This window comes from Okeania sp. SIO2F5 (genome assembly GCF_010692685.1).
GTDB lineage: Bacteria > Cyanobacteriota > Cyanobacteriia > Cyanobacteriales > Microcoleaceae > Okeania > Okeania hirsuta.
Genome location: NZ_JAAHGU010000023.1, coordinates 46,519 through 72,968, shown reverse-complemented (window position 1 = coordinate 72,968; position 26,450 = coordinate 46,519). Strand labels below are relative to the sequence as shown.

18 protein-coding genes are annotated in these 26,450 nt (G+C 35.1%); 7 read left to right on the top strand and 11 right to left on the bottom strand.

Features of this window, described 5'->3' with window-relative positions; translation table 11 throughout:
* Positions 1-568 precede the first annotated feature (568 nt).
* The 3 genes from F6K27_RS11290 to F6K27_RS11275 form a co-directional block, all read right to left on the bottom strand.
* Entirely contained in the window at positions 569-2,221 is a 1,653-nt protein-coding gene (locus tag F6K27_RS11290) for a dynamin family protein (RefSeq protein WP_287276326.1), read from the bottom strand.
* A gap of 476 nt (positions 2,222-2,697) precedes the next feature.
* On the bottom strand, positions 2,698-4,776 hold the full coding sequence (locus F6K27_RS11285; protein ID WP_287276325.1) for a dynamin family protein: 2,079 nt from the start codon (positions 4,774-4,776) through the stop codon (positions 2,698-2,700).
* A gap of 2,068 nt (positions 4,777-6,844) precedes the next feature.
* The gene (locus F6K27_RS11275) at positions 6,845-7,513 is read right to left on the bottom strand and encodes a phosphoribosyltransferase (RefSeq protein ID WP_287276323.1); all 669 of its coding nucleotides are present in this window, start codon (positions 7,511-7,513) and stop codon (positions 6,845-6,847) included.
* A gap of 228 nt (positions 7,514-7,741) precedes the next feature.
* Here F6K27_RS11275 and F6K27_RS11270 point away from each other — a divergent pair, with 228 nt between their 5' ends.
* The gene (locus F6K27_RS11270; RefSeq protein WP_287276334.1) at positions 7,742-8,977 is read left to right on the top strand and encodes a transposase; all 1,236 of its coding nucleotides are present in this window, start codon (positions 7,742-7,744) and stop codon (positions 8,975-8,977) included.
* Positions 8,978-9,123: 146 nt separating this feature from the next.
* A complete protein-coding gene (locus tag F6K27_RS11265; RefSeq protein ID WP_124142974.1) occupies positions 9,124-9,852 on the top strand; it encodes a uracil-DNA glycosylase family protein in 729 nt (242 codons plus the stop codon).
* On the opposite strand, the gene F6K27_RS11260 is transcribed toward F6K27_RS11265, so the two are convergent.
* The 4 genes from F6K27_RS11260 to tyrS all read right to left on the bottom strand — a co-directional run bounded on the left by F6K27_RS11260 (position 9,849) and on the right by tyrS (position 14,703).
* Positions 9,849-10,082 carry a DUF167 domain-containing protein gene (locus F6K27_RS11260; RefSeq protein ID WP_287276321.1) on the bottom strand — a complete coding sequence of 78 codons (234 nt, stop codon included), beginning with the start codon at positions 10,080-10,082 and terminating at the stop codon, positions 9,849-9,851. The two genes, F6K27_RS11265 and F6K27_RS11260, sit on opposite strands and share 4 nt — an antisense overlap.
* A gap of 364 nt (positions 10,083-10,446) precedes the next feature.
* Entirely contained in the window at positions 10,447-11,010 is a 564-nt protein-coding gene (locus tag F6K27_RS11255) for a hypothetical protein (protein ID WP_287276320.1), read from the bottom strand.
* Between the two features lie 837 nt (positions 11,011-11,847).
* Complete coding sequence (pyrF, locus tag F6K27_RS11250) at positions 11,848-12,552, bottom strand: orotidine-5'-phosphate decarboxylase (RefSeq protein WP_287276319.1); 705 nt, start codon at positions 12,550-12,552, stop codon at positions 11,848-11,850.
* Between the two features lie 933 nt (positions 12,553-13,485).
* Positions 13,486-14,703, bottom strand: coding sequence for a tyrosine--tRNA ligase (tyrS, locus tag F6K27_RS11245; protein ID WP_287276317.1), 1,218 nt, complete (start codon positions 14,701-14,703; stop codon positions 13,486-13,488).
* A gap of 1,146 nt (positions 14,704-15,849) precedes the next feature.
* Here tyrS and F6K27_RS11240 point away from each other — a divergent pair.
* Complete coding sequence (locus tag F6K27_RS11240; protein WP_287276315.1) at positions 15,850-17,784, top strand: transglycosylase domain-containing protein; 1,935 nt, start codon at positions 15,850-15,852, stop codon at positions 17,782-17,784.
* Between the two features lie 1,297 nt (positions 17,785-19,081).
* Here the strand turns inward: F6K27_RS11240 and F6K27_RS11235 are convergent.
* From F6K27_RS11235 to F6K27_RS11220, 4 genes are all read right to left on the bottom strand, one after another.
* Complete coding sequence (locus F6K27_RS11235; RefSeq protein ID WP_124142980.1) at positions 19,082-19,405, bottom strand: DUF1825 family protein; 324 nt, start codon at positions 19,403-19,405, stop codon at positions 19,082-19,084.
* A gap of 612 nt (positions 19,406-20,017) precedes the next feature.
* Complete coding sequence (gene dtd, locus F6K27_RS11230) at positions 20,018-20,488, bottom strand: D-aminoacyl-tRNA deacylase (RefSeq protein ID WP_287276313.1); 471 nt, start codon at positions 20,486-20,488, stop codon at positions 20,018-20,020.
* Positions 20,489-21,102: 614 nt separating this feature from the next.
* On the bottom strand, positions 21,103-22,233 hold the full coding sequence (locus F6K27_RS11225; protein WP_287276311.1) for a GTP-binding protein: 1,131 nt from the start codon (positions 22,231-22,233) through the stop codon (positions 21,103-21,105).
* 1,126 nt (positions 22,234-23,359) lie between these two features.
* Positions 23,360-24,559: a glycosyltransferase gene (locus F6K27_RS11220; protein WP_287276309.1), complete on the bottom strand. Its 1,200-nt coding sequence runs from the start codon at positions 24,557-24,559 to the stop codon at positions 23,360-23,362.
* Positions 24,560-25,030: 471 nt separating this feature from the next.
* On the opposite strand from F6K27_RS11220, the gene F6K27_RS11215 reads away from it, so the two are divergent.
* From F6K27_RS11215 to F6K27_RS11200, 4 genes are all read left to right on the top strand, one after another.
* Positions 25,031-25,255 carry a PleD family two-component system response regulator gene (locus tag F6K27_RS11215; protein ID WP_287276307.1) on the top strand — a complete coding sequence of 75 codons (225 nt, stop codon included), beginning with the start codon at positions 25,031-25,033 and terminating at the stop codon, positions 25,253-25,255.
* 306 nt (positions 25,256-25,561) lie between these two features.
* Positions 25,562-25,717, top strand: coding sequence for a histidine kinase dimerization/phospho-acceptor domain-containing protein (locus F6K27_RS11210; RefSeq protein WP_287276305.1), 156 nt, complete (start codon positions 25,562-25,564; stop codon positions 25,715-25,717).
* 23 nt (positions 25,718-25,740) lie between these two features.
* Positions 25,741-25,956: a hypothetical protein gene (locus F6K27_RS11205; RefSeq protein WP_287276303.1), complete on the top strand. Its 216-nt coding sequence runs from the start codon at positions 25,741-25,743 to the stop codon at positions 25,954-25,956.
* Positions 25,957-26,022: 66 nt separating this feature from the next.
* Positions 26,023-26,199 carry a hypothetical protein gene (locus F6K27_RS11200; protein WP_287240957.1) on the top strand — a complete coding sequence of 59 codons (177 nt, stop codon included), beginning with the start codon at positions 26,023-26,025 and terminating at the stop codon, positions 26,197-26,199.
* Positions 26,200-26,450: the final 251 nt, after the last annotated feature.

Here is a 26,450-nt window from a genome sequence, read left to right as displayed (position 1 = left end):
TTAAGAGGGAAGATTTGGGGAGAGATAATACAAAAAATTCAACACTCCTTCAACTGAATTTTCCTCAAAATTAATGCGCGAAAAGACTTGACTACCATAATTATATAGATCTCAAATGGGTTCTATAAGGTTGGATTAAGTGCTAACAGAAACCAACCAAAACCTATATATAGCAACGCCGAATCAAATTTGAGAATTTGACTATTTCTGAAAAGTCTAAAATCTAACGGTGATCATATTGATAAGATACAGTTCTTTTCTTTCTTCCCTTTTCCCAGTGAAGATATTCCCTGTTCCCTAAAAATCTACAATCTCTCACAATTCAAATAAGACTGCTATATCTATAATTATATTAAATAGAGTTGTTACCTACTGGAGAGTACAAAGTTCTGCTAAAAAACTGTTGGCTCTCAAGATTGAAAGTGTTACTGGGAAAGGTTTACAGCATCTACTGTTGTGAATGGAGAATTTTTAACCTTGAGTCCGTGAAACCCTTGACTAGCAATAGTTATTCCCAGAACTTTGCACTGTCTAGTTACCTAGATTTCCATCAAAATATTCCGATGTCTTAACCAGCTAAAAAATCCAACTCTTGATTTATTTCTGCCGATAAATTATTCAATAACTGTAATTTATTTCTTAACTTAATCGCCTCCGGTGACTGCTGACTAACAGGAACCTTAATTACTTTTTCTGCTATTGCTTCATATTCCTCAACTGCTTTTAAAGCTATAGCACTAAAACGACTTAAATAATCTCTAGCTGCATTAGCATAAGCTTGTTTTACCTGCTGCTGATAACTATCTAAATTTTGTGATTTATTCTGTTTATTATCGCTCAAAAAATAGGTCGCACCACCAGCAACTGCGGCACCCATCGGACCTGCTAATAACCAACCTATTCCAGTGGCGATCGCTATATTTTTTACCCCTCCTGATTTTTTGGTTTCTGATGGGGGTGGGGATGGCAAAAAAACTTTAGGAGCTTCAGGAAATGTAATAATTAATTCTGCTGGTTCTTCTTGTTGAAAAAATTCACAAGCTTTATCTATCCATTCGGTAATTTCTTGTTTATATTTCAGAGCTTCTGGTCGAAATTTTTCCGACTCCCAAATATTAAAAGTTCTTTGTTCCAAAACTATAGCCAATTCAAATTGATGGCGCTCCAAAAGTTTAGTTAAATATAGCCAACTTTGGAAATTTGAACTACTTTTTTGAAAGCCTTGTGTAATTAATTTTTCTGCCCGCTTTTGAATCTCAAATTTTTCACTTTTCCGCTCTTGAATAGCAATTAACTCTTTAGTCACTTCCTTAGCACTAGCTTCCATAACTTGACATAACTGAAAAGCGACTGTCTGTATTCTTGGTAATTGAATATCTATCTTTTTCCCATCAGTTTCAACAATATTTTGTAAAGCAGATTCAAAAGTTACTAAACCCGTTGTTTGCGCCACAGAAACATCACCTTTTAAGCGACCCCGCAAAGCAGGCAAAGCATCAACTCGATATAAGTTACTAATATTACTTGGTAGTTCGGAGCGAAAACTTTCTGCCAGAAAGCGTATTCTATTATTAACTTCTGTTTGTTCATCTGAGGAGAGTAAATTCATAAAATTAACAACAAAAACTACTGTCTTAATACCTCTATCCCACAACCAATCTCTGAGATTTTCTCGTTCTCCTAAAGTCATCAAATTTCTGGCATCTAAAACCTGTACTACTAGATCGGCAGTTAACAATTGGTCTTGCACCAAAATATCTTGAGCTTCCCGGTCATTTGTTCCTGGTAAATCTAAAAATTCAACTCCTCTTTTCAAGAAAGGATGAGGGCAATAAACTTCTACTGAAGTCACATCATCTCTCATTCGGCGGTTATTATCTAACACTGCATATTGTTTGAGAATGTCCGTACCAGCTTCATAAATTTTACTTCCATCTTTCAGATTAATTTTAGTCTGTAACTCTGTGCCATATTTTATAGAAATTGCAGCTCCAGTAGTAGGAATTAAATCAATGGGTAATGTTCTTTGACCTAAAAAGGCATTAAGCAAAGTAGATTTGCCATAATTAAACGGAGCAAAAACAGCAATTTTAAAAGAAGGATTTTTCAGATATTCACAAATAGAAATTATATCTTTTTTCAATTGAGAGTCTGGCTCAAGTTCTAACATTCCAAGAGCAGAATTAAAATAGCGAATCAAGTTATCAAAATTAGTCTGCAATTTTTACTCCTCCTTTAGATATCCATATTATTTAGACAAAAGCTTTATTATGAAGGCAAGGCAAAAGGCAGAAGAGTTAGAGAGGAATTTGAAAAAGGTATTTTGATAACCGAATTTGGCATAATACCTACCACCTAATTCTATGCAGCTTCATATAAAATTGGTATAAGAGTTTTAAATATTTTATCTAATTCATGGTTTTTTTACAAATCATTTAGGATTACTATATAGTAATCCTAAATAATACCTAATTTATTAAATATTTACTAGGGTAAAGTAGTTAAAGAACGTAAGACTTACTATTGATATCCATAACTGAACATTTGCACACTATAATACTCTTGAGTTGAGGAACTAAACCAAACCAAACCTACATTTATAATTTATATAGTAGTCGCCATTACTATATTTGACAGATCAAAAGCTTAAAACTCAGACAAAGCCACATTTTTCTTTCTTCTTCCTTCTTCCTTCTGCTATACAATTGCTTTCATAAAATCCTGATAAACGGCAACTATTTTTGTACACTCAGATGACACATCAATTTCTAAATGTTGAAAACGAGCTAATTCTGTATCATTATTAATTTCTTGTTCCTGTTTTTGCTGTAGCAAATTATCTAATTCCGACTTCCGAGATTTAATATCATCATCTATCCTTTCTTTAACTTCCCCTTCATAAGTATCAAAACATTCTTTAATAGCATCATAAATAGGTTGCCACTGTTCATTTGCTACTTCAGGTAAATGTTTGACCAACTCTTTTTTCGCTATCTGAACTACTTTTTTCCGTGCTTCATCTGCCTGCATTACACCCACACCTAAACCTAACAAAGCTAAACCAATAGGTCCTAAAGTTATCCCTGTAAAGAAAGTAATTGCTGTATATATTCCTCCTACAGCCAATAAATTTAGCAAGATATTTTTCCAATCAAAACCCGCTCCGGCCATCGCCATACCTGCGATATTACCCCTAGCTAATGAAAATAATCCCATAGCCCATTTTGCCCAACTAGGAGCATTATCCTCACTGGAAACAGAAAGGGCAGATTTGACCTTTTTTCCTGTTAGTTTTTCAGTGATTTTATCTGTGACTTTTGTATAGGAAGCACCATAATGAGCAGCTCTTCTAGAAAGTTGTAAAAATGCTGCATCCATCTTATTTTCAACGGTAATAGTCCATGCTGCTAATTTATCGCTAATATATTGTTCAAATCCTTTTTTTAGTTCTATTTCAAAAGCTTCTCTTTTACCAGGGTTAATGAAATCGAGAAATTTTATATCTGGTTGATAGCGCAAAAAGTCTGATTCAAAAGTATGTTCCAGGTCGAGGACATAAGAACGAAAAGAATTAGCAATTTCAGTCGCTTCTTTGTCTCTAACTGTTCTAATTTCTGACTGAAATTGGTCGCGAATTTCAGCAAGTTTATGAAACTCTGGTGCGACAGAATTAATCTTATTTATTAGCTCTTCAATATTCTGTTCTAATAAAGGAGTACGACGGGCGATCGCCTCTCGTAAATGACTATCTGCTTGAGCTGCTAAAGTTTTTGCTTGCCTAAATTCTTGAGCTGCTCTTTCTTGAGTCAAAAATTGATTTAATGCACCAAAAAATTCTGGAAAACCTGTTCCTTCTAGAGAAACTGAAGGATTTTTTAATCGCCTTCTTAATGCCAGAATTGAAGATAGTTCAAAAACTCTTTCTTGATAAATATTTTTATTTTCTTCTACACAATACTCATTGAGGTTAGCTTGAAAAACTCTTCTTAATCTTATCTCTGCTTCTTCTAATTCTTCTCGGTCATCTGGGTCAATTAAACTATCTTGTACTTGATCCCAAGCATTAATTAAAAAGAACACACTCAACCCTCTACCTTTAATATAATTTTCTAGATAGCGACGTTCTCCTAAAGTACAAGGTTGAGTTGCTCTCATCACAAATAAAATAGCATGACAATTATTGATATAACCAAGAGACAATTCATTCCGTGCTTCTGTATCATTTAAACCAGGACTATCAACAATTTCTATTCCTTTTTCTAAAATTGGTAGGGGATATTCAACCACTGCATAATCAATATCAGGAAATGCTTGTTTTTTTTCTTGTTCTAATCTTTTTGCCTCTGCTGGGTCAATTGTATAGTTTCGTTTGAAGCTCTTAAAATCTAGTGACAGAGGTTTTTTTCCATCATTAAAATGTATAGTAACTTTTTTTTCTGGTCCAAATTTTAATACAGTTAATAATGCTGTACAAGGATTAACGTCGCTAGGTAAAATATTTTCACCTATTAAAGCATTAAGAAATGTACTTTTTCCCCGTTTCATATCTCCCAATACCATCAAGCGGAACACACCAAGGCGGAGATTTTTGCCAGCATTTTTAATATCTTCTATTTCTCTTTCTAAACCTAATTTTCCAGAATTTTTTTGACCTTCTGATTCTGCTTTTTCTAAAGTTTCAGCTATTGTACATAAACTAGCAGCTACTTCGGTTCTAACTTTAGCTACTCTTTCTAAATCTTGGATAAAATTTTCTGCTTCTATTTTGTGACTCATTTTGATTTGAATAAATTAATTACTTGAGATAATTGTATCCTGTAAATCTTCTTAGTATTTAGACAAAATTATTGTTTTTTTACTTTTCGAGTATAAAGCAATAAGTCAGTTATATTACATAATTAGGGTTTGCTGAAAAAGTATGAATAGTAGGGGTAGGAGTCAACCCACCCCTAACCCCTCCCAGGACGAGAAGTCAGGAGTCACGAGGAATGGGGAATTTATAGGAGGTACTCGGAAAAATTATAAGAGTGATTTTTCTGCCATAGTCAGCCCAAAATCCGAACTTTTTGGTCACTCAAGCTTAAAAAGTTGCACTTTTTTTCCCTCTAAAAAAGCTAAAATATTTATCTGTAAATGTTTTTATATTTAATCAGCAAGCCCTAATTATTAAGTCTAAAGTTGGCAGTAGTAGAAACTATGTTTATGTTTTTAGGGTTTTGAGTTACCATAAGTTATACCACAAAAAATATTAGGTTACTATAAGTTATAAGTCAGGAAGTAAATTTATTTTGTATTGAGACTAAAACAAATCCATAATTGACTTAAAACAGTTCCCAAATTCATAAAAATATTTTCCCGCCAATGGCATTCTTTGACTTTTCCCATAACGTTCACCAGGAAATTTATTAACAGTCTTATACTCATTTTACCGAATAATTAAGGTTTAAAGCCTCTCCTTTAAAGGAGAAATAAGAAAAAATTTTCCTTTTATTCAATCCTCTTCCTTTTAGAGATAGGTAATTATCAATTATTGAACAATACTGTTAATTCTGGCTGACTATTTTAATAGTGATTTGGATAACACTGTAGATCGTCACTGAAAACTGAATGCTGAAGTTAAAACTGAAGATAAACTCAGTTGATTGGGAGGCTTGAATTTCTTAATTCCTCCTGAATTATGATTATTTATTTATCTAAATACAAATAATTATAATAGGAAATAATAAACCTCCTGTAAACAGTAATAAAAAACTACTAATTCCAATTACAAATGGATAATTAAATAAGATATTTTTACACTAACAGGGAGCAGATAAAATAAATATATATGAATAAGATAACTGCTATATTATATATTTTTAAGAGACATCTCAATTCTCACATCTGATTCTTGATTGCTATATAAACTAAGCTATTTTTTGTTGATTTAAAATCAAACATTTTCTAACGAATTAAATCAGCAAAACTATAAGTACTAAGAATTAATAATAGTATAGCTGTGAATTGGGAAGCCTGTATTTGAGGAGATGGTGTAAGCGCTTCTCTAACTAAAATAGAAATAGAATAACCCATTACATAACTCAGGCATAAGACTAAATATTGCCATTGCTATGTAACACTCCAACACAATAATAATACTATGGCAAAGACTAACATTATTAACTCAATAAAGCCTGGTGGATTATATTGTATACCACTCCTAATATTTTGACACCACAGTTGTAAAATTCTCATAGTTTTGATATTAAATAAAATCACAAAATTCCGATTAATTACCAGAAAAAAAATTATGGCATTTATACTTAAATAGCAAAAATTTTCATGATTTGTTAATACAGTTAATTCACAAAATTTATGGAATAATAAAATTTAATTTTACTATTTTTTTTGTGTTATACCATTTTAAAAAAAGAATGTTACGAATAGTAAGTGCGATAAAAACACTTGACAGGGGATCTCCCTTTAACAAAGCGGTCGTTAGGGTAGCTTCCCGTAGGGTGGGATGGCGATCTTCGGAGCGGGTCTGCAAGAACGGGTCTCCTCGCCATATCCAATCGACCAAGAGAGCGGTGCGACCCCGCGACGACGCCAGTCGCAAGCGGTCAGATCCCGCGTCTGGCACAGACGCAAGGGAATGCTGACCAAGAGAGGGAACGCGCACCAAGAGAAAAAGAGAATTTCCGACCTAAAAACTGGTATTTAAACCATTCATTCTGATTCCTGACTCCTGACTCCTAACTCCTAATAACAGGATAACCTAATTAATTTGCCTTGACTGTTTAATCATTATATTCAACATCAAAAACATCAACCATATAAATAAAAATTAAAAATTTTTTTACTCTCACAGCCATTCAGTCTGTTGTTGAAGACAAGCCAAAGCAACCTCAGTTTCCACCTGAGTAAACTCAGCATAAAATCGACTCACACTCAAAAACGGCTGAGGAGTTTCCAATACAATTAAGCGATCGCAACAATCTGCCAAAAATTTAATCAATTCTGGAGGAGCAACTGGCACAGATATCCAGACAGCATTCGGTTTATGCAACTTAATAGACTTTAGCGCAGCTATCATCGTCATACCCGTAGCTATTCCGTCATCAACTAAAATTACTAACTTACCCAGAGGAATAACTTCAGGCTTTCCACCACTAAGACATTCTAATTGAGACTGTGCTTTTTCCCTTGCTCTTTCAATTATAGCCTTTTGGACTTGTAAATTGCGTGGTTTGTGCCTCGACCACACAATACAACCATCCGCTGTCACAGCACCAAGAGCCAATTCTGGATTATCCGGTAAAGTAATTTTCTTCGCCACCACCACACTCAAAGGACAACCCAACCGACGCGCAATAGTTACTGCTACTGGCAACCCCCCTCTTGGTAGACCATAGACAATAGGCTTAATCATCCACTCAGTAGTCAAACTCATTTGACAGAAATCTGAAAAAATAACCTCAGCCAATTTTTCTCCAGCATCAGTGCGGTCTCGAAATATGGGAATAGATGACATAATTTTCTCCAGCTACTGACACTTAAATTTTACCTTCTATCACCAGAGGGCCAGCACTAAATCAAAGATTATAGTGCCTGGATGAATGGTGAGTATATAATTGTGATTTCCTACGGAATCCTCCGCAAACGATGTCACAATTATATACAAAAATTAATAGTTTATCCAGTAGATATTTCAGGTAAATTCAGTTATAATGATAGATATATTCAAGGAATTAATAATACTTTGCTAGTAATTGAGGCCAAATTAAAAGGCAGTCAAAATCAGTACAAAGTTTTAGATGAAATGATACTAACAAGTCAGTTCATTAGAAACAGTTGCTTGCGTTATTGGATAGATCATAAAGATGTTAAGCGCAACGACCTACAAAAGCTTTGTTCACAACTAGCAAAAGATGTTAATTTTCCTTGGGCTAAAAAGCTAAACTCTCAAGCTAGACAAGCATCAGCCGATAGAGCATGGCAATCAATACAACGATTCTACAAAAATTGTAGACAAAATAAACCAGGCAAAAAGGCTTATCCAAAATTCAAGAAATTCACTCGGTCGGTAGAATACAAAACAACTGGCTACAAGCTATCTCCAGACAGAAAAAAAATTGAGTTTAAAGATGGTTTTCAAGCTGGTGTATTTGAATTATGGACAAGTCGTGATTTAGTTTGGTATTCAGAGCAACAAATAAGTCGTGTTAGAGTTGTAAGACGTGCTGATGGATATTATTGTCAATTTCTAGTAAATGTTGAGAGAAAAGAGACTCATAATTTTGAAGGTAATGTAGTAGGAATTGATTTAGGCTTAAATACTTTTTATACTGATAGTAATGGTAAAGCTGTAGATAATCCTAAGTATTTGAGAAAGTCAGAAAAACGACTTAAAAAGCTACAGCGGAGAGTATCGCGTCGGCATAAAAAAGGCCAAAAACCGCAATCAAATAACTACCACAAAGCAAGAATTCAATTAGCTAGGCAGCACCTGAAAATTAGTAGACAGCGTAAAGACCATGCGGTAAAGACTGCACGGGCGTTAATCCAATCTCACGATTTGGTAGTCTATGAGGATTTGAAAATTGCTAACCTAGTTAAAAACCATAATTTAGCCAAGTCAATATCTGATGCAAGTTGGTATCAATTCACACAATGGGTAGAGTATTATGCTAAATTGCACGGAATTGTTTGTGTAGCAGTACCTCCCCATTTCACTAGCCAAAATTGTTCAAATTGTGGTCAAACAGTTAAGAAATTATTGTCAGTGAGGACTCACAAATGTCCACACTGCGGTTATATTGCTGACAGAGACCATAACGCAGCAAGAAATATTCTGGCAAAAGGTTTAGAAATGCTAGGAGCAATAGTCAACAGTACCGAGGGGCACTCGGAACCTGGGGGAAACCCAAAAGCTACGGGAGAGTCCAACCTCTGGTTTGGTGATAGCAATGTTGCCAATCTAAAGTTGTCTCTATGAGCGTAGAATCATCAATGATGAGAATCCCGCATCATAATCTGTGATTTGATGTAGGGAGTATGTCAACTAATGGCCTTCAAGTTGAGACTTTCTACCCAAAACTTTAGACTAAACACTAGTGGCAATTGATTGCTAAATCTCCTTTCATGTCTAACGAAAAACAACTTAGTCTCTTCGACTGGTCAAACAATAATGATTATTCAGAATCTACCTCTGATTCAGACTTCGACTCCAACCTCATTCCCACAGACGCTAAAATTCCAATTCCACCAGAAACATATCAAACAATGGAGCAAATAGCAGACCATTGTAACCAATGTTGCAGATGTGAACTAGGAAAAAACCGTAGTAATGCTGTCATTGGTAGAGGCAACCCCCAGGCAGAAATTATGATTATTGGCGAAGCACCCGGTCAAAATGAAGACGAACAAGGTTTACCATTCGTTGGTAGGTCTGGGCAACTACTGGACAAAATTTTGGAGTCCGTAGAGCTAAGTAGCGATCGCCACGTTTATATTTCAAATGCTATTAGATGTCGGCCACCAGAAAACCGGACTCCGACAACTCAAGAAATAGAAGCTTGTAAACCATACTTACTAGAGCAAATACGTCTTGTAGACCCGAAAATTATTCTTTTAACTGGAGCAACGGCAGTTAAAGCTTTGACTGGTGAGAAACGAGGTATAACTAAAATAAGAGGCCAATGGCTGGAGTGGGAAGGGCGACTTTGTATGCCCATTTTTCATCCAGCTTATCTTTTGCGAAATCCTTCTCGGGAGCCAGGCAAACCAAAGTGGTTAATGTGGCAAGATATTCAGGCGGTTAAACAAAAATTAGATGAATTAGAGGGAGATAGTAATTCTATAGATTTTTAGATTTTTGGTAGAGGTATTTCAATCAATTTATTCTTTGAATATAAACCCGATTTAATCGTAATTTCTGATTTTTTCACATTAAACTTTTTTGCCAATAGTTTGATTAATTCTTGATTAGCTTTACCATCTACTGGTGGAGACTTCAAACATATTTTGAAACTACCATCTGCTTCAGTTTCAATACTTTGTTGTTTGGAATTTGGTTTAATTTTTACTTGGAAAATAGCCATTGATAGATAGGGGTTATTTATTGATGATAATTTGAGCAGGGATATATGATTTAGAGTCGAGCATTACCGAATAATTAAGGTTTAAAGCTTCTCGTTTAAAGGAGAAACAAGAAAAAATTTTCCCTACCGCGTCAATCCTATCCGTTTTCAAGGAGAGGTAATTGTTAATTATTAATTATTAATTGTTGAACACTTAGCCTCCTCTGTTCTAAATTATCCCCTATGACAGGTTCGGTGTGCGATTTTTTCCCAATAAATACGAAGTTTACTCAAATAAAAGTACTATCATCTTCTGAGTTTTCCTTCTCTCCTAGATAACTAAAGCCTTCTTTCTTCTTCCTTCTTACTTCTTCCTTATGCCATATCATTCCTCATTCTGACTCTTGACTCCTGTCTCCTGACCCCTATCTCCAAAATAACATCCTTGTAACCAAACTCTAATACCTCTAGCAAATACTCCATTACTACTATCTTCTGGTTGTGGTGGTAAATTTCCTAGTAAACTTTCTTCTATAGAAAACATATTAACTAACTCCCATTGTCTCTGACTTTTCCTCAGAAATAACCAATGAAATTGTTGTAATTCAACTACCTGATTATCTCTATATTGCCTTTCTAAAGTTGTCAGAAAAATTTGATTAATATCTTCCTGAAAAAAAGGCATATCATCTATAGGTAAAGGTTCAAACTCAGGACGACCTGCTATAACTATATTCCGTTCTAAATAATCTTCATTTGATTGGCGATCGCGTTGAATTTCACGATTAACATAACCAGGCAAATCTAATATTAAATCTGTGGCTAGAATTTCTAAATATTCTGAATTATCCGGGCAAGTAGATTTTGGTTTCCAAGGATCTGTTGATTCTATTTTTTCTATTTCTATTCTAGGTTTTCTATGTCTTCTAGGTCGTCTTTTTCTGACCATCAAATAATTGTCAATCGTCAAAAATAGGGAATTAGGTAAAGATAAATTGTCACTGGCTATACTTATAATCGTGATTATAGAAATGAATATTTTCAAATAAAATAGCATTCGACTTTAGGATTTTCAGATTGATATTTCCCTGAAAGTTATCATGTCTGAAAAATATTTACAGTTCAGCAAATTTTCCCAATAATTTAATAAGTTTTTTAATAAGTTTGAGGATTTAAGAATTTCCTAACATTAATGGCGACTGCTATAGCAATATTTTTGTAATTGTTATGAGGGTTAGGTTATACCAAGCGTGAAAAAAGAATGTTACGAATAGTAAGAGCGATAAAAAAACTTTATAGGAAATGTCCCTTTGACTAAAAAGATAGCTTACGCCCTAAAAAATGGTATTAAAGACATTCCCATACGACTCCTGACTCCTGACTTCCCCTCCTGGGAGGGGGAGGGGCGAGGGGTGGGTTGACTCCTCAGAAATACCCTAGATATTTGTAGCAAAAATTTATCAACTTGGTATCATACCATTTCTCCTTGATGTATCACTTAATATAGAATAGTCAGTGTAATAAGGTCTGAGCAACAATTATTAAGCGCATTGTTACAGAGAAATGGTATTAGAAGTGAAAGCTATCTTTCATTTTATGAAGCTCAAAAAAACCGAAAGATATTTAGCCTTGCATTCTGCCAAAAATCCTGATAGTATGTAATTATTGGGAGGCGTTCGCACATACGCATGACTTTTTGTTCAACCTAAATATAGTACTCTTTATGTAAAATGACGTTTGAAACAATCGAGCATCAAACATAGCAATACTTTGAATAAAACGCCCCTTAAATTTCCTGACAAATCCGCTCCAAAGCCTTTTTTGGGTCAGCAGCAGCAGTAATAGGTCGGCCAATAACAAGATGATCGGCACCAGCCTTAATAGCCTGACCAGGAGTAAGCGATCGCTTCTGGTCTCCTTTCTCTGCCCAAGTTGGCCTCACTCCCGGACAAACCAACACAAAATCATCACCACAAACCCGCCTCAACTGTTCCACCTCTTGAGGAGAACAAACCGCCCCACCTAAACCAGATTCCTGAGCCAACAAAGCCATCTGCAAAACATACTCTGGCAACTCCAGAGGAATTTTCAGGTCAAAAGCCACATCACGAGAAGTCAAACTGGTCAAAATAGTAATAGCGATTAACCTCGGTGGGTTTTGTCCTGTCACTTTTGCCGCTTCCACAACAGCTTCTTGAGCTGCCTTCAATGCAACTCTACCAGCAGTAGCATGGACGGTCAACAGATCGACACCATAACTAGCAGCAGCTCGACAAGCTCCAGCAACAGTATTAGGAATATCGTGAAACTTTAAATCCAGAAAAATCCGCTTCTGACGTTCTTTGAGAATTGAGAGAATTTTTGGGCCACAACTAACAAACAATTCTAGACCGACTTTCCACCAGATTATTTCCGGTAATTGGTCTATCAGAGCGATCGCTGCTGCCTCAGTAGGAACATCCAACGGGACAATAATTTTATCAATATTCATCAATTTCGTCAGTATGGGTTAATTTTCAGTGGTTTATTTCTGGGTATTCAAACAAAAAAACTAAGACGTTGTAGTTTTGAGTGATTTTCAACTCGAGATTTTCTCCTCCCTGTGAGTCAGAACTTTTGTCTACTGAATTTTTCCGACTGTGAGTCTCAGCAAAAGTATTAATTAATTTTCAGTGGTTTATTTCTGGGTATTCAAACAAAAAAACTAAGACGTTGTAGTTTTGAGTGATTTTCAACTCGAGATTTTCTCCTCCCTGTGAGTCAGAACTTTTGTCTACTGAATTTTTCCGACTGTGAGTCTCGACAAAATTATTGATTAATTTTCAATAGTTTATATTTTGGGTATTCAAACAAAAAAACTAAGACGTTGTAGTTTTGAGTCATTTCTACCTAGAGAATTTCCCCTCCATCTGAGTCATAATTTTTATCTACTAATTTTTCAGACTTTGAGTCTGAGCAAAAGTATTGATTAATTTTCAGTCGTCTATATTTTCGGCAATCAAACAAAAAACTAAGACGTTATAGTTTTGAGTCATTTCTACCTAGAGAATTTCCCCTCCATCTGAGTTATAATTTTTATCTACTAATTTTTTCAGACTTTGAGTCTGAGCAAAAGTATTGATTAATTTTCAGTCGTCTATATTTTCGGCAGTCAAACAAAAAACTAAGACGTTACAGTTTTGAATAAATTCCACCTAGAGAATTTCCCCTCAGTCTGAGTCAGAATTTTTATCTACTGATTTTTCAGACTTTAGGTCTAAGTATTCAGTATGAGAAATTGTCAGTTGTCTATTTCTGGGCAGTTAAACAAAAAACTAAGACGTTACAGTTTTGAATGAATTCCACCTAGAGAATTTCCCCCGGTCAGAGTCAGAATTTCTCTATACTAATTTTTTCCGACTGTGAGTCTAAACAAAAGTATTCATTAATTCTTCACCAATCGGACAAAATTTTTCTTACCCACCCGTAGAACCTTACCATCAAGGTCTGCCGGAGAGTCAAAAGTCAAATTCTGGTCTGAAATACGGTCGTCATCCAAACGTACAGCTCCCCCAGCAATTTTTTTCCTAGCTTCAGAACTACTCTTACACAAACCACTAGCACTAACAACATAAAACAACTTCGCTGGGAACTCCACAGTAGCCAAAGAAAACTCTGGCACTGCCTCTGTTTGACTCATATCTCCCTCAAGCACCACTTTCATAGCCGTTTGTTGAGCTGACAAAGCAACTTCCCTACCATGGTACTGAGACACAATATCCAAAGCCAACAACTTTTGTCTTTCACGAGGATTTTCTGGCAGAGTCTCAAGAGATAAACCAGTCAATAATTCAAAATACTGTTCTATCTGGTCATCAGGAATTTTTTCCAACTTAGAATACATACTCAGAGGGTCTTCCGATAAACCCACATAATTTCCCAGAGACTTAGACATTTTCTGTACCCCATCAGTCCCCAACAAAATAGGCATCAATAGACCAAACTGAGTTTTTTTACCAAAATGCCGTTGTAAATCTCGTCCCACAGCAATATTAAACTTTTGGTCAGTACCCCCCAACTCCACATCAGCATCCACAGCCACAGAATCATAACCTTGCATCAAAGGATAAAGAAACTCATGAATATAGATCGGGTTTTCCTGCTGATAACGAAGAGCAAAACCCTCCTTCGCCAACATTTGCCCCACCGTCATTGTTGCCAAAAGTTCCAGAATATTTGCCAAGTCTAATTTAGAAAGCCATTCTGAGTTGTAGCGAATTTCTAAGCGCCCTGGCGTGTCAAAATCTAATATAGGCCGGACCTGCTCTAAATAAGTTTTGGCATTTTCCCGCACCTGTTCAGAAGTTAACTGTTTTCGGACTTCAGATTTCCCTGTAGGGTCGCCAATTCTTGCGGTAAAATCTCCTATGATTAATACTGCTGTATGTCCAGCATCCTGAAAAGCCCGAAGCTTACGAACTGGGATACTATGGCCTAAGTGGATATCTGCTCCTGTGGGGTCAATTCCTAATTTAACTCGCAAAGGGCGGTCTGAATTGGCCAATCTTTGCAGTAAGTTTTCATCAGGGTTTGTAGAATCTGGTCTATCTGGAAAAATTTCGCTGATGCCACGACGCAGCCATGTAAATTTATCAGTCATCATTTAGTTTTAGTTATATTGATATAGCTTTAGTTTGGGGGGTTAAATTAAATCTAGAGCAACTATGGTTTAAGTTATCCAGCAATCCTATATTTAGTCTTTAGTAATCTAAGACGCATTGAGATTTTATATTCTATATTCCCTTTCACAAAAAAATTGGACTATATAGTTTAAACGCTGAACAGTTTACAAAGTCAACTGCTTAATGGCATCTAAGTAAAATATTATAGAAAAGTTCAGTAGATGTAAAAATTATTGTGTTTAAGCCTTCTCAATAATTAAGAGTGCTAAAGTAACATAAATTATTTATGAATATAATTCAACCTTATTCTTTCATCTTTTTCCCTATGGGTTTAAGATCCCACCGTCACCCCTGGTATCTACAATTGGTTGGTTCGTAGGTGCAGAGTGACAACTTTTCAGTATCCCATCCATTTTTCCAGTCCTTCAGTCCTTACTTGTTCCTTCTTCAAATATTTAATATACTTTGTAAGCTGAATAAATTAAGAAACCCTCGACTATCGCTGCTAGCTGACCAAGTAATTCACTTAAGAGATTATCAGCTATGAGCAGTAGAATTGCAGAATATAAATCAATTAACCTCTCAAAATATATCTAAACACCTAAACAATTTCTAAGTAGAACATGGTAAATTTTGGGCGCTATGTATCTATCAAATTGTAAATTAGCTCAAAAGTTTATATTCATTGCTTTTAGGGGTTTTTTGATTGAAAAATGCAACGTCTTTTTTCTAGTTTGCTCTACTTAGCTCTGCTCTAAAAATTGAAATTTAGTTTTGTAAGCTGAATAAATATAAGAGACGACCGTCTCTCACTGCTAACTAAGCAAATAATTCCGTCGAGAGGTTACCAGCTATAAACAGTAAAATCCCTTAATATAATCAGTTAATCTCTCAAAATATATTATCTAATACTAAATACGGTTATGAAAAGGTATTTGTATTATGCTCAAATCCTAATGTATAGCAAAGAGTTCAACTTTTTTGAACATCCTTTGCTAAAGCAGATTTGGTACAACACCGAACAGCAAAATTCCCTAATATAATTAGTTAACCTATCAAAATATATCTAACACCTAAACAATTACTAGCTGTAAAATTTGAAATTTCGTCAAGGAAGTTAAATCAAAGTGTCCACCAACGCCCTCCCACATAAGCAAACTACAAAATCTCGGTCTGAAATTTCACCAGTCTTTGGATTTGTTCAATCTGTCAGTAAGGTAACAGCAGGTACTGTACTAGGCATTACCATGCTGACTAGCTCATTAGTAGCTGGTGGACTGGTAGGTTTAGCAATCAGCTTTCGTAATCTTCCAGACGTTCGGGTACTAAAAAATTACACACCTTCAGAAACAACTCACATATATGATGTTAAAGGTAGACCATTGGCAAGTCTCCACGATGAGGCCAACCGAGAAGTCATACCCCTAAACCAAATTTCTCCAGACTTAAAACGAGCAGTTCTAGCGATCGAGGATAGTAACTTCTATAATCACTACGGGATCTATCCTATCGGAATTATGCGTGCTTTTGTGGCCAACTTAGAACGGGGTAGAACTGTTGAAGGTGGTTCTACTATTACTATGCAGTTGGTGAAAAATTTGTTTCTCTCCCCAACAGCCAAACTAAGTAGGAAAGTGGCTGAAGCAGTTTTGGCAATTAGGATGGAACAAATTCTCGATAAAAACGAAATTTTAGAATTGTACCTTAACCAAATTTACTGGGGTCATAATCTCTATGGAGTAGAGACTGCAGCGAAAAGCTATTTTAATAAGTCGTCCAAGGATTTAACTTTGGCTGAAGCTGCCTTGATGGCAGGTATGATTCCTGCCCCAGAAGAGTATAGTCCATTTATCAATTACCAAAAGTCTAAGCAACGCCAGGCCACTGTTTTAGCAAGACTGCGTGAACTGAATTGGATTACTGCTGAAGAGGAAGCTGAGGCTCTCAAGCAGCCATTATTAGTGGGTAAAGTTACCTCTTTTCGTCAGAGTGAACTTCCTTATATTACTAATGCAGTTGTTCAGGAGTTAACTGAGAGGTTTGGTAAAGATGCTGTTCTTAAGGGAGGAATGCGGATACAAACGACCATTGATATGAATTTCCAACGGATGGCTGAAAGAACTGTGACTGAATGGCATGAAATCTTATATTACCGTCGGGTTTATCGGAGTTGGGATAAAGGTCAAATGGCATTAGTGGCAGTTGATCCACGCACCCACTTTGTGCGAGCAATGGTTGGTGGGGCAGATTTTAAGAGTAGTCAATATAATCGTGCTGTTCAAGCTCGCAGGCAACCAGGTTCTGCTTTTAAGCCTTTTGTTTATTACACTGCTTTTGCTTCGGGTAGATATTCCCCATATTCGGTTGTGTCTGATACTCGAGTTAGTTATCCAGATGGTAATGGTTATTACACTCCTAGAAATTATGGCGGTGGATATTCTGGGTCTGTTAGTATTCGTAAGGCTTTGGAGTCTTCCTTGAATATACCAGCGGTGAAAATTGGTCAATATGTTGGACTTAATAAGGTAATTGAGGTTTGTCGCATTTTAGGGATTAAGAGTCCGATGGAACCTGTTATTTCTTTACCACTTGGTTCGGTTGATTTGACACCTCTGGAAATGGCGGGTGCTTATGCGACTTTTGCCAATAATGGTTGGCATTCTGACACTACTTTTATTGTACAGGTAACAGATACCAGTGGGAATGTCTTGTTGGATAATACTCCTAAACCTAAGTTGGTTTTAAATCAGTGGGCTGTAGCGTCACTTAATAGTGTATTGGTGGGAGTAATTGAACGAGGTACTGCTACTAGAGCTAAGATTGGCCGTCAGGCCGCTGGAAAAACTGGTACGACTTCTTCTGAACGAGATGTTTGGTTTGTAGGTTATACACCTCAGTTGGCAACGGCTGTTTGGGTGGGCAATGATGATTATCGGCCTCTAAATTATGGTGCTACTGGTGGTACTACTGTTGCACCGATCTGGCGTAATTTTATGAACCAAGCCTTGAGAGGCCAGCGTCGCGAATATTTTCCACCAGCATATAAATTTGAGAGGCCATAAATTAGTGTCTAATAAAATTAAGAAGGAAGAGCGAATTTGAAAGTTGGAAACCCCTTAAATTGATTTATTGGGCATTGCTGAATTAAGGTATGAAAGTAGGTTTATAGGGAATAGGGAACACCGGATCTGGGAAAAGTTAATATTAACAAGTAGTTCAAACCATCCAAAATAAAAAATCCCAAATACAAAATTATCAAATCATACCCAGAATAAGCAACGCCATTTATTGTTTATGGGGATTCATCAATTGACATCCTCCCGACGTTGCCCTTGGGCGACAATGTATGATTCCTAACCATCACTGATTAGGGGTTTCTGTTTCCTCTTGCCTCCTCCGGAGGAGCTGCGCTAACATAGCACCTGCCTCCGAGGTCGATCTTCTTTTTGGTCTGAAGGTAGTTCCACAGTAGGTCGCCAACCCGACGGCTTCCCTAGACGCTAATAGCCCAGAAGGCTTAACTTAACTATCATAGCACACAATCTTTGAAAACCTCAATATTGATTGGTTTTTCCATCCCTCCGCTCCCCTTCGGAATAACGCAGATTTTCAAGTAACGTTGAGATAAATAAACAAAAGAACACTATAAGTTTGTATCTCTAAGATAGGTTCTATTTTGAATTTTCCTGATTTGAGTCAAGGCTTAAATAGCATTTTTTTTGTTGCTATAGCAGAAGGAAGAAGCAAGAAAGAAAAATCTTGCGTTCTTTGAATTTTAAGCTTTTGATATGTAAAATACAGTAATGGAGAATGCTATAAATAAAAAGAAATTAAAAACCAAGTAGTACAACAATAAATTCTAAATTATTCTTGTTTTCTAGTATAGTGCGAAGTTCTTGGAATAACTATTACTAGCTAAGGCTTTCAGCAGCCTAAAGGTTAAAAACTATTTATTCAGAGTTGTAGGTACTGTAAGCCTTTCCCAGTAATACTTTCAGCCTGGAAAGTAAATCGTTTTTTTGCATAACTTTGTACTCTCCAGTTGTTTTGATATTTTTGATAATTTGAAAAAAATGTATCTACATAAATAGCTAAAAATAACAAAATGCAAGATAATTGTTTTTATTAATTCCTAGAATCAACAGTTTTGGTTAAAGAAAATAACTTTGTTAATGGGTAATATTGGTAAGTATAATTATAGATTGAAAGTGAGTTAATGATGGGTTCAAATCATACCGTCATTTGGAAAAGCAAAAAAAACTGTTTATTTCTATAATTTCTATAACTTCAAAAATTTTCCCAAAAAACTGTTTGAAATAATGTGGTTAATATATTAAATCGTTATTTATCTTGATTCAATTAGGACTGTTTTTCTAATTCAGACTTCATTCTTTCTAAAGTTGTGTGCATTTGATCGAACATTTGTTGAGGACTAATGCCAAATTGATTTAACTGAGTTTTAAGTTGTTCCATAGTCATTTGAGCCATGAAATCTTCTGATAATTCAAAACGCTTCATAAAAATTCGGTAGCGCTCCATAATAGATTCCATCTTTTCAATATAAATCTTTTTACCTTCTCGGTCGAACTTACCATAGTCACTTCCTACCTTAATTAAGGATTGATAATCCTCAAATAATTGTTTAGCTTCCTGTTGAACTACTTCTGAATCAAAAAATCCCATAGCTTTCCTTATTTAAAATCTGAAATTATATTAACTAAATTTTTAAGTTTAGAAATACCCTAATTTAACAATTGTGATATTAACATGACACCTGTTTGTTAGGTAAATCTATTACTTTTACTACTATAACATTAATTTTGTCTCGACCATTGAAAAAAAATGGTGTGGAAATACCCCTATCTTGGTTCGTCAACCCGAAATTTTATTGATCGCATTTATATAGAGTTTACATTTAAGTTGTCAAAATCCTTTTGAGAAAAAGTAAATAGGCAACAGAGAATTAGGTATGGAGATATTTTTTGTGGTGGAAAAAATAGCTTAATTCATAGATGTTTTATTAAATATTGTGATAATTAGGGTTTGCTTATGGAAGTTTTTTGGTATGAAGTAGGAGTCAACCCACCCCCAGACCATCCCAGGAGGGGAAGTCAGGAGGAATGGGAAATTTAGAGGAGTTAGTCGGATATTTTATCCCTTGATTTTTCTGCAATTATTCTACCTTTTATCCTAACTTTTTGGTCGCTCAAGCTTAAAAAGTTGCACTTTTTTTTGTTCTAAAAAGGCACTTAACTTTATCTGTAAATACTTTTAGATTTATTCAACAAACCCTAATTAATTATTAATTATTGAAGTAGCTTCTCTTTCTAACAAGAGAGTTACCGGACCATCATTATCAATTTCAACTTCCATCATTGCTCCAAATATACCAGTTTCTACCTTTAAGCAACTAAATTTTAATCGGTCTACAAATAGCTGGTAAAGTTGTTTAGCAACTTCAGGAGATGCTGCATTATCAAAAGATGGACGGCGACCTTTGCGACAGTCTCCATAAAGAGTAAATTGACTAATTATTAACAATTCACCATTAATATCTTTTACTGATTTTTCCCAACGGTTACTATTACTATCTAAGTCAGGAAATAAACGAATATCTAAACATTTACGCACCATCCAATCTATTTCTACTTCAGTATCAGTAGTCGCAATACCTACAAGTAAATTTAATCCTTTGCCAATTTTACCGACAATTTCTCCATTTACTTTTACTTGAGAAAAGTTCACTCTTTGGATAATAACTCGCATAACAAAAAAAGTTAAAAGTTAAAAGTTAAAATAGATTTTTTTTTTGCAAAGAAGAAACTAGGGAAAAATAATAAATCTAAATTAGTAGAATTTACCTTCGGTAGAGGGGAGTAGGGATTCAACAATTAATAATTAATAATTAATAATTAATTATTACCTCTCCTTGAAAATAAGAGGATTGACTAAAAGGAAAATTTTTTCTTCTCTTGGTCGATTGGATATGGTTAGGAAACCAATCCATCCCTTGACCCCTTTTTTATCCTTCAAAGCAGAGATTTTAAACCTTAATTATTCGGTAAGGAAGACTTACTATTTTCTACTTTTTTCATTATCTCTTGATTTTGGGTTTAATAACCCGCCGTCTACACAGTGTTGATAAACTTGTTGGGGTTATAAAACACGAAGTGGCAGGTTGTTGACTGTCCCCATCCACTTCGGTCTTTCCTTCTTCTTTCTTCCTTCTTTCTTGTTCCTTCTTCAGCAACAGTTCCATGAAAAATAAGAGAGAAGATATTTTTGGCTTGTAAGAATTTTAAGTCAAATTTCTTACCTTATTCCTTCTTCCTTCTTCCTTCTTCCTTATTCCTTCTTCCTTATTCCTTCTTCCTAACTTTTTAAGCAAAAATACAGTCTTCTAATTGCGATCGCAACTGATCATGGTCTAAATTTTGACCAATCAAAACTAGCTGATTTTTTGGAGTACCTTTCCACTCATCATCATTAATAGTAAACCGCTTACCACTCAAATGAAAAATATGTCGTAGAGGACTTTCTTCAAACCACAAAATTCCCTTTGCTCGGAAAATATTTGCAGGCATTTTATTATCCAAAAAATCTTGGAATTTTTTAAGAGAAAGAGGTTGATCACTTTGAAAAGAAATAGAAGTAAAACCATCATTTTCTAAGTGGTTGGAATGATGATGATGTTCATGGTCATGGTCATGGTCGTGATGATGATGTTCATGGTCGTGGTCATGGTCGTGATGATGATGTTCATGGTCGTGGTCATGGTCGTGATGATGATGTTCATGGTCATGGTCATGGTCGTGGTCATGGCTATGAGCTTCTTCTTTTATTTCAAAATACTTCTCCGACTCAAACAAACCCACACTGAGAATCAACGGCAAAGCTACTTGTGATTGGCTAGTCCTCATAATTCTCGCATCTTTTTTAACATCTCTAATTTTCACTTCTAATAAGTCTAAATTTTTCTCCTCAACTAGGTCAGTTTTATTTAACAAAATAATATCGCTATAAAAAATTTGACTATGTGCTGCCTGACTATTAAACAAATCAAGACTGTAGTTAGCAGCATCGACCAAAGTAATAATTGAATCTAGGCGAGTCATATCTCGTAACTCAGTACCTAAAAAAGTTAAAGCTACTGGCAACGGGTCCGCTAAACCAGTAGTTTCTACTACCATATAATCAATTTTGTCTGGTCTTTCTAAAATTTTATAAACAGCATTAACTAAATCTTCATTAATAGTGCAGCAAACACAACCATTACTAAGTTCGACCATTGTGTCATCTCCATCGGTAGAAACAATTAATTCATTATCAATACCAATTTCTCCAAATTCATTTACTAAAACGGCAGTTTTTACACCCTGTTGATTTTGTAATATATGGTTGAGTAAAGTAGTTTTGCCACTACCAAGAAAACCTGTAATTACTGTCACTGGTAAACCACTTTTTGGCATATCCATATTTGAGGGATTTGATTGAGTTGTTGTTGATTGCATAATTGTCCTGTTAAGTTACTTTAATGTTTATTGTTGAGCAGAAGTACAATTATTATAGTATCAATTTTCATGTTCTAAAATGGAGGGTATCTTTAACGAAGTCAGAAGTCAGAAGTCAGAAGTCAGAAGTTTTTGTAACGGGGATTTGAGCAACTCTCCAAAAATATTTCGCCTTAAAAGGCGGGGTTTTAGACCCAATTATTTTGATAATAAAAAATTAAATAAAAGTTGTCAGCTTAAACATTTGCAACTTGATGAGACATCTCCAATAATCAAAAATAAAATTAATTCTTGTACATAAATCATTAATTCTTTCCGCCTATTCCCTACTCCCTACTCCCTAATCCCTCTTGATCTGGAGATATCTATTAACTACGAGTTTCTATTACTGAAGATTTATCTTACCGATACAAATTATCATTCTGTGAAGCACCAAAAAAAATGCCTGGATGGAAGGCAATAGGATTCTCACAGTCAAAAAAATGTGGTAGTATTATGTTATTGGGGTGAGTTCGCCCATCTGCATGACTTTTTATTCAACGCAAATAGTCGAGGGAAGAAGTACTGAGAAATAGAAGTTTAGTTTTAGAGTGAGTTGCACAGAAAGCTAGTGGGTAAACTGAAGATTTATCTTACCGACACAAATTATCATCCTGTGAAGCACCAAAAAAACGCCTGGATGGAAGCAAATAGGATTCTCACAGTCAAAAAAAATGTGGTAGTATTATGTTATTGGGGTGAGTTCGCCCATCCGCATGACTTTTTATTCAACTCTAAAAAGTTATGGACAGAGCAAATACTGAGAAATAGGAGCTTAGTTTTAGACTTAGTTAGGCCGAAAGCTAGTGGGTAATTAGTAGGTTTCCCAGAAATAAGGACACACTCAAGAAAGGGGTGAGAGAAAACTGCCTGATTTCCCTATCTCCTGCCTCTCAAAAACTAACCCGCAACAGAAATGAAGTCACCAAAAATCTCTAACATTTCAAAACTAAATTAATATTGCCCACTAGAAATCTCCAATAATCAAAAATAAAATCAATTATCGGACTAGATATATCAATTATTTCCCCCTACTCCCTACTCCCTACTCCCTACTCCCTGCTCCCTACTCCCTACTCCCTCTTTTCTAAAGAATAATTGGCTCAAAAGTCGGTCTGCCAAATTTTACAGACGGAATAAGCACATCTAATAATCGATCCACAACTTGCTTCCAAGTAAAATGCTGAAGAACCCATTTCGGTCCAGTTTGACGAGCGTGGTCTAATAATAAAGATTTTTCAATAACTGTTTGCATTAATTCAATCAAATGCTCTTGTTCTGGTACTACACACCAGAGAGTATCTCCATCCCTTGTATAATTAGTCTGGAGTTTACTATCAATTTTTAAAGCAAAATCAGAGTTAGTAAAATCATCTGTCGGGCCACCTTTTGTACATATTACAGGCAAACCACAAGCTGTTGCTTCCAATACTGGCAAATTAAAACCTTCAGCTAAATAGGGAGAAACATAAGCATCAGCAACTTGATAAAGTTGAGCGAGTTCAAAAAATGAAAGAGTTTCGCCAACATAGATAATTCTAGACTTCACTTTTTCTATCTGTGTATTAGTGAGTGCAAGTTTGCTAGCTTTGAGAATAGAATCTTTAGAAGGAAAAATAGCATCCCTACCTTTAAGGATAAGTTTAGTATCTGGATAACGCTCAACAATGGTGGCAAATGCTTTCAGTAAGCGTCCCACTCCTTGACTACTATTGCACATTACCCCAATGTTGAGAAACACAAAATAGTTATTAATGCCCAACTTTTGACGCAGGATAGTTCTCTGAGAAGTTGGTAAAGGATGATAAATATCAGGGTTGACACCAAGAGGGACAACAGCAACACGACTTTCTTGAGCACCACTGCGAATAAAACCGTCTTTTGACCAGTGGGAGGGGGTAATAATAATTGCATCCCCTTGAGCATGAGCTTCTGCAAAAGATTTTACACCCATTCCGTTAATAATAGATTTGCTCACAATACCCCATTCGGTGCAAGCAAAAACTGCTGTTCGTTTGCTCGTGGAGAAACTGAGATTAAACGGAGCATATATCCGTAATGTGGCATCAGCAGTTTTTTGAGGAGATGGTTTGGGTATGTTGCGTAATGCTATTTCTGCATCAGGAGGAAATAAACCTGTGACTGGTTGCCAACTCTTGCTAATATAAGGCATATCCTGATGATACATTTGTAGATGCTTTCGGTTCAGCATTTCTAGTAGTTGGAATTGATTTACGATCGCATAAGAATGGGGTAAAAAACGCCAACCTTGGATGATAATACGCAATGGGTTAATACTCCTAAATATTCTGATTTTTAGTAGTCATAGTTGAGATTTTTACAGCATTGTATCTATCTGAATACAAAAAGTGATACAATCGTAATTATACTATTGTGAAAAGTTTTGATAAAGAATTACTCTGATTTTAATAAAAATGTTAACATGATTAATAATACAATAAAAAATTAATTTTTTTTATGAGTATAATTCGTAGTATTTAGGAAAATAATAAGTAGCTGGGAAAAAGTAATTATAAATGATCTGATATTTACTTTGATTTTGTGATCAATAAATCTAGTTATATTTGTCAAAAAATATTTAATCCAGAAAATCAAGGATTTTTTTATAATAATTGGGTGCATTTTCATCTTGATTTATCTGCCTGATTTCCTATTGGTAATGCTCATAAAGTTTTGTACTGAATAAAGTCGAAAACTTATGTAGTTTTAGCTAATAAAAAACATCAAAGGAGTTTCCATGAATCAAAAAAAGGAACACACAATTATGGTGGTAGATAATGAAGATCGAAACGCCCATTTAATATTGAATGTATTAAAAAAGTCTGGTTTTAATGTCATTGGAGTAGAGGATAGAGAAACTGCAATTGAGAAGGTAAAAAATGTATTACCAGATTTGATTTTGCTAGATATAATCATGCCAGGAATAGATGGTTTTGAAGTTTGTAGTTACTTGCAAGCTTAAGAAAGCACTAAAAATATTCCTGTTATTTTTATGACTTCACTTTCTGAATCTACTGAAAAAATAAAAGGTTGAAATTTAGGAGCTGTAGACTATATTTTTAAACCGTTTAAAGCCGAATAACTTTGATCTAGAATCAATATACATATACGCTTACAAAAAGAGATAACAGAACGGACGGCAGCAGAAATAGAATTGCAAAAATCTGCATCCGAACTGGAAGATAAAGTAGAGGCAAGAACTGCGGAACTTTATCAATCTTTAGAATAACTTAAAACAGCTCAATCGCAATTAATTCAAAGTGAAAAAATGTCTAACATTGGGGCATTAGTTGCTGATATTGCCCATGAGTTAAATAATCCAGTTAGTATAGTTGTCGGTAATATCAAGTTGACGGAAACATATCTCACAGCAATTATTAATCACATTAAATTATATCAAAAAAATTTCCTAATCCTGGTCTAATAATTGAAAAAGGCGCGGAAGAGATGGATATAGATTTTCTGATTGAAGAGCTACCAAAAATATTATTTTCCGTAAAAAAAACCAGCGAACGCATCAGCAAAATTAGCGTATCATTGCGAAGTTTTGCTAGAGCAGATAGTACTTCAAAAGTAGCTTTTGATATTAACGAAGGTATAGATAATGCTCTGACAATTTTACAACATAGACTCAAAGCTAATCATCAGCGTCCAGCCATTTAAATTGTCAAAAATTGTGGAAATTTACCTCAGATTAATTGTTATCCAAATACCTTAAATCAAGTTTTTATGAGTTTGTTAGTAAATACAATTAATTATTTAGAAGAATATAACCATAAAAAATTTAAAACTTATCAAGAAATTCTGCAAAATCCAAATCGAATTACTATTACGACTTCAATTATTGAATCCTATGGAGTAGAAATTAGAATAGCTAACAATGGACTGGGAATACTGGAAACCTAAAAGATAAACTATATGAAGCTTTTGAAAAGACTAAGGGTAACAGTAAAATAAGCAACTTGGGATTATCTATGAGTCACTTAAATTGACCTTAATTTTATCATTTTCTTTGTGGGTTTAATACCCCACCGTCAACTGGAGTGTTCAAAATTACTTGGGGGAGCGAATCCCCATGTAATTTTCCTCCTGTCTCCTGTCTACTGTCTCCTGTCTCCTTCTTCAATAAGAAAGACCTGAATAAAATTATCATGTCT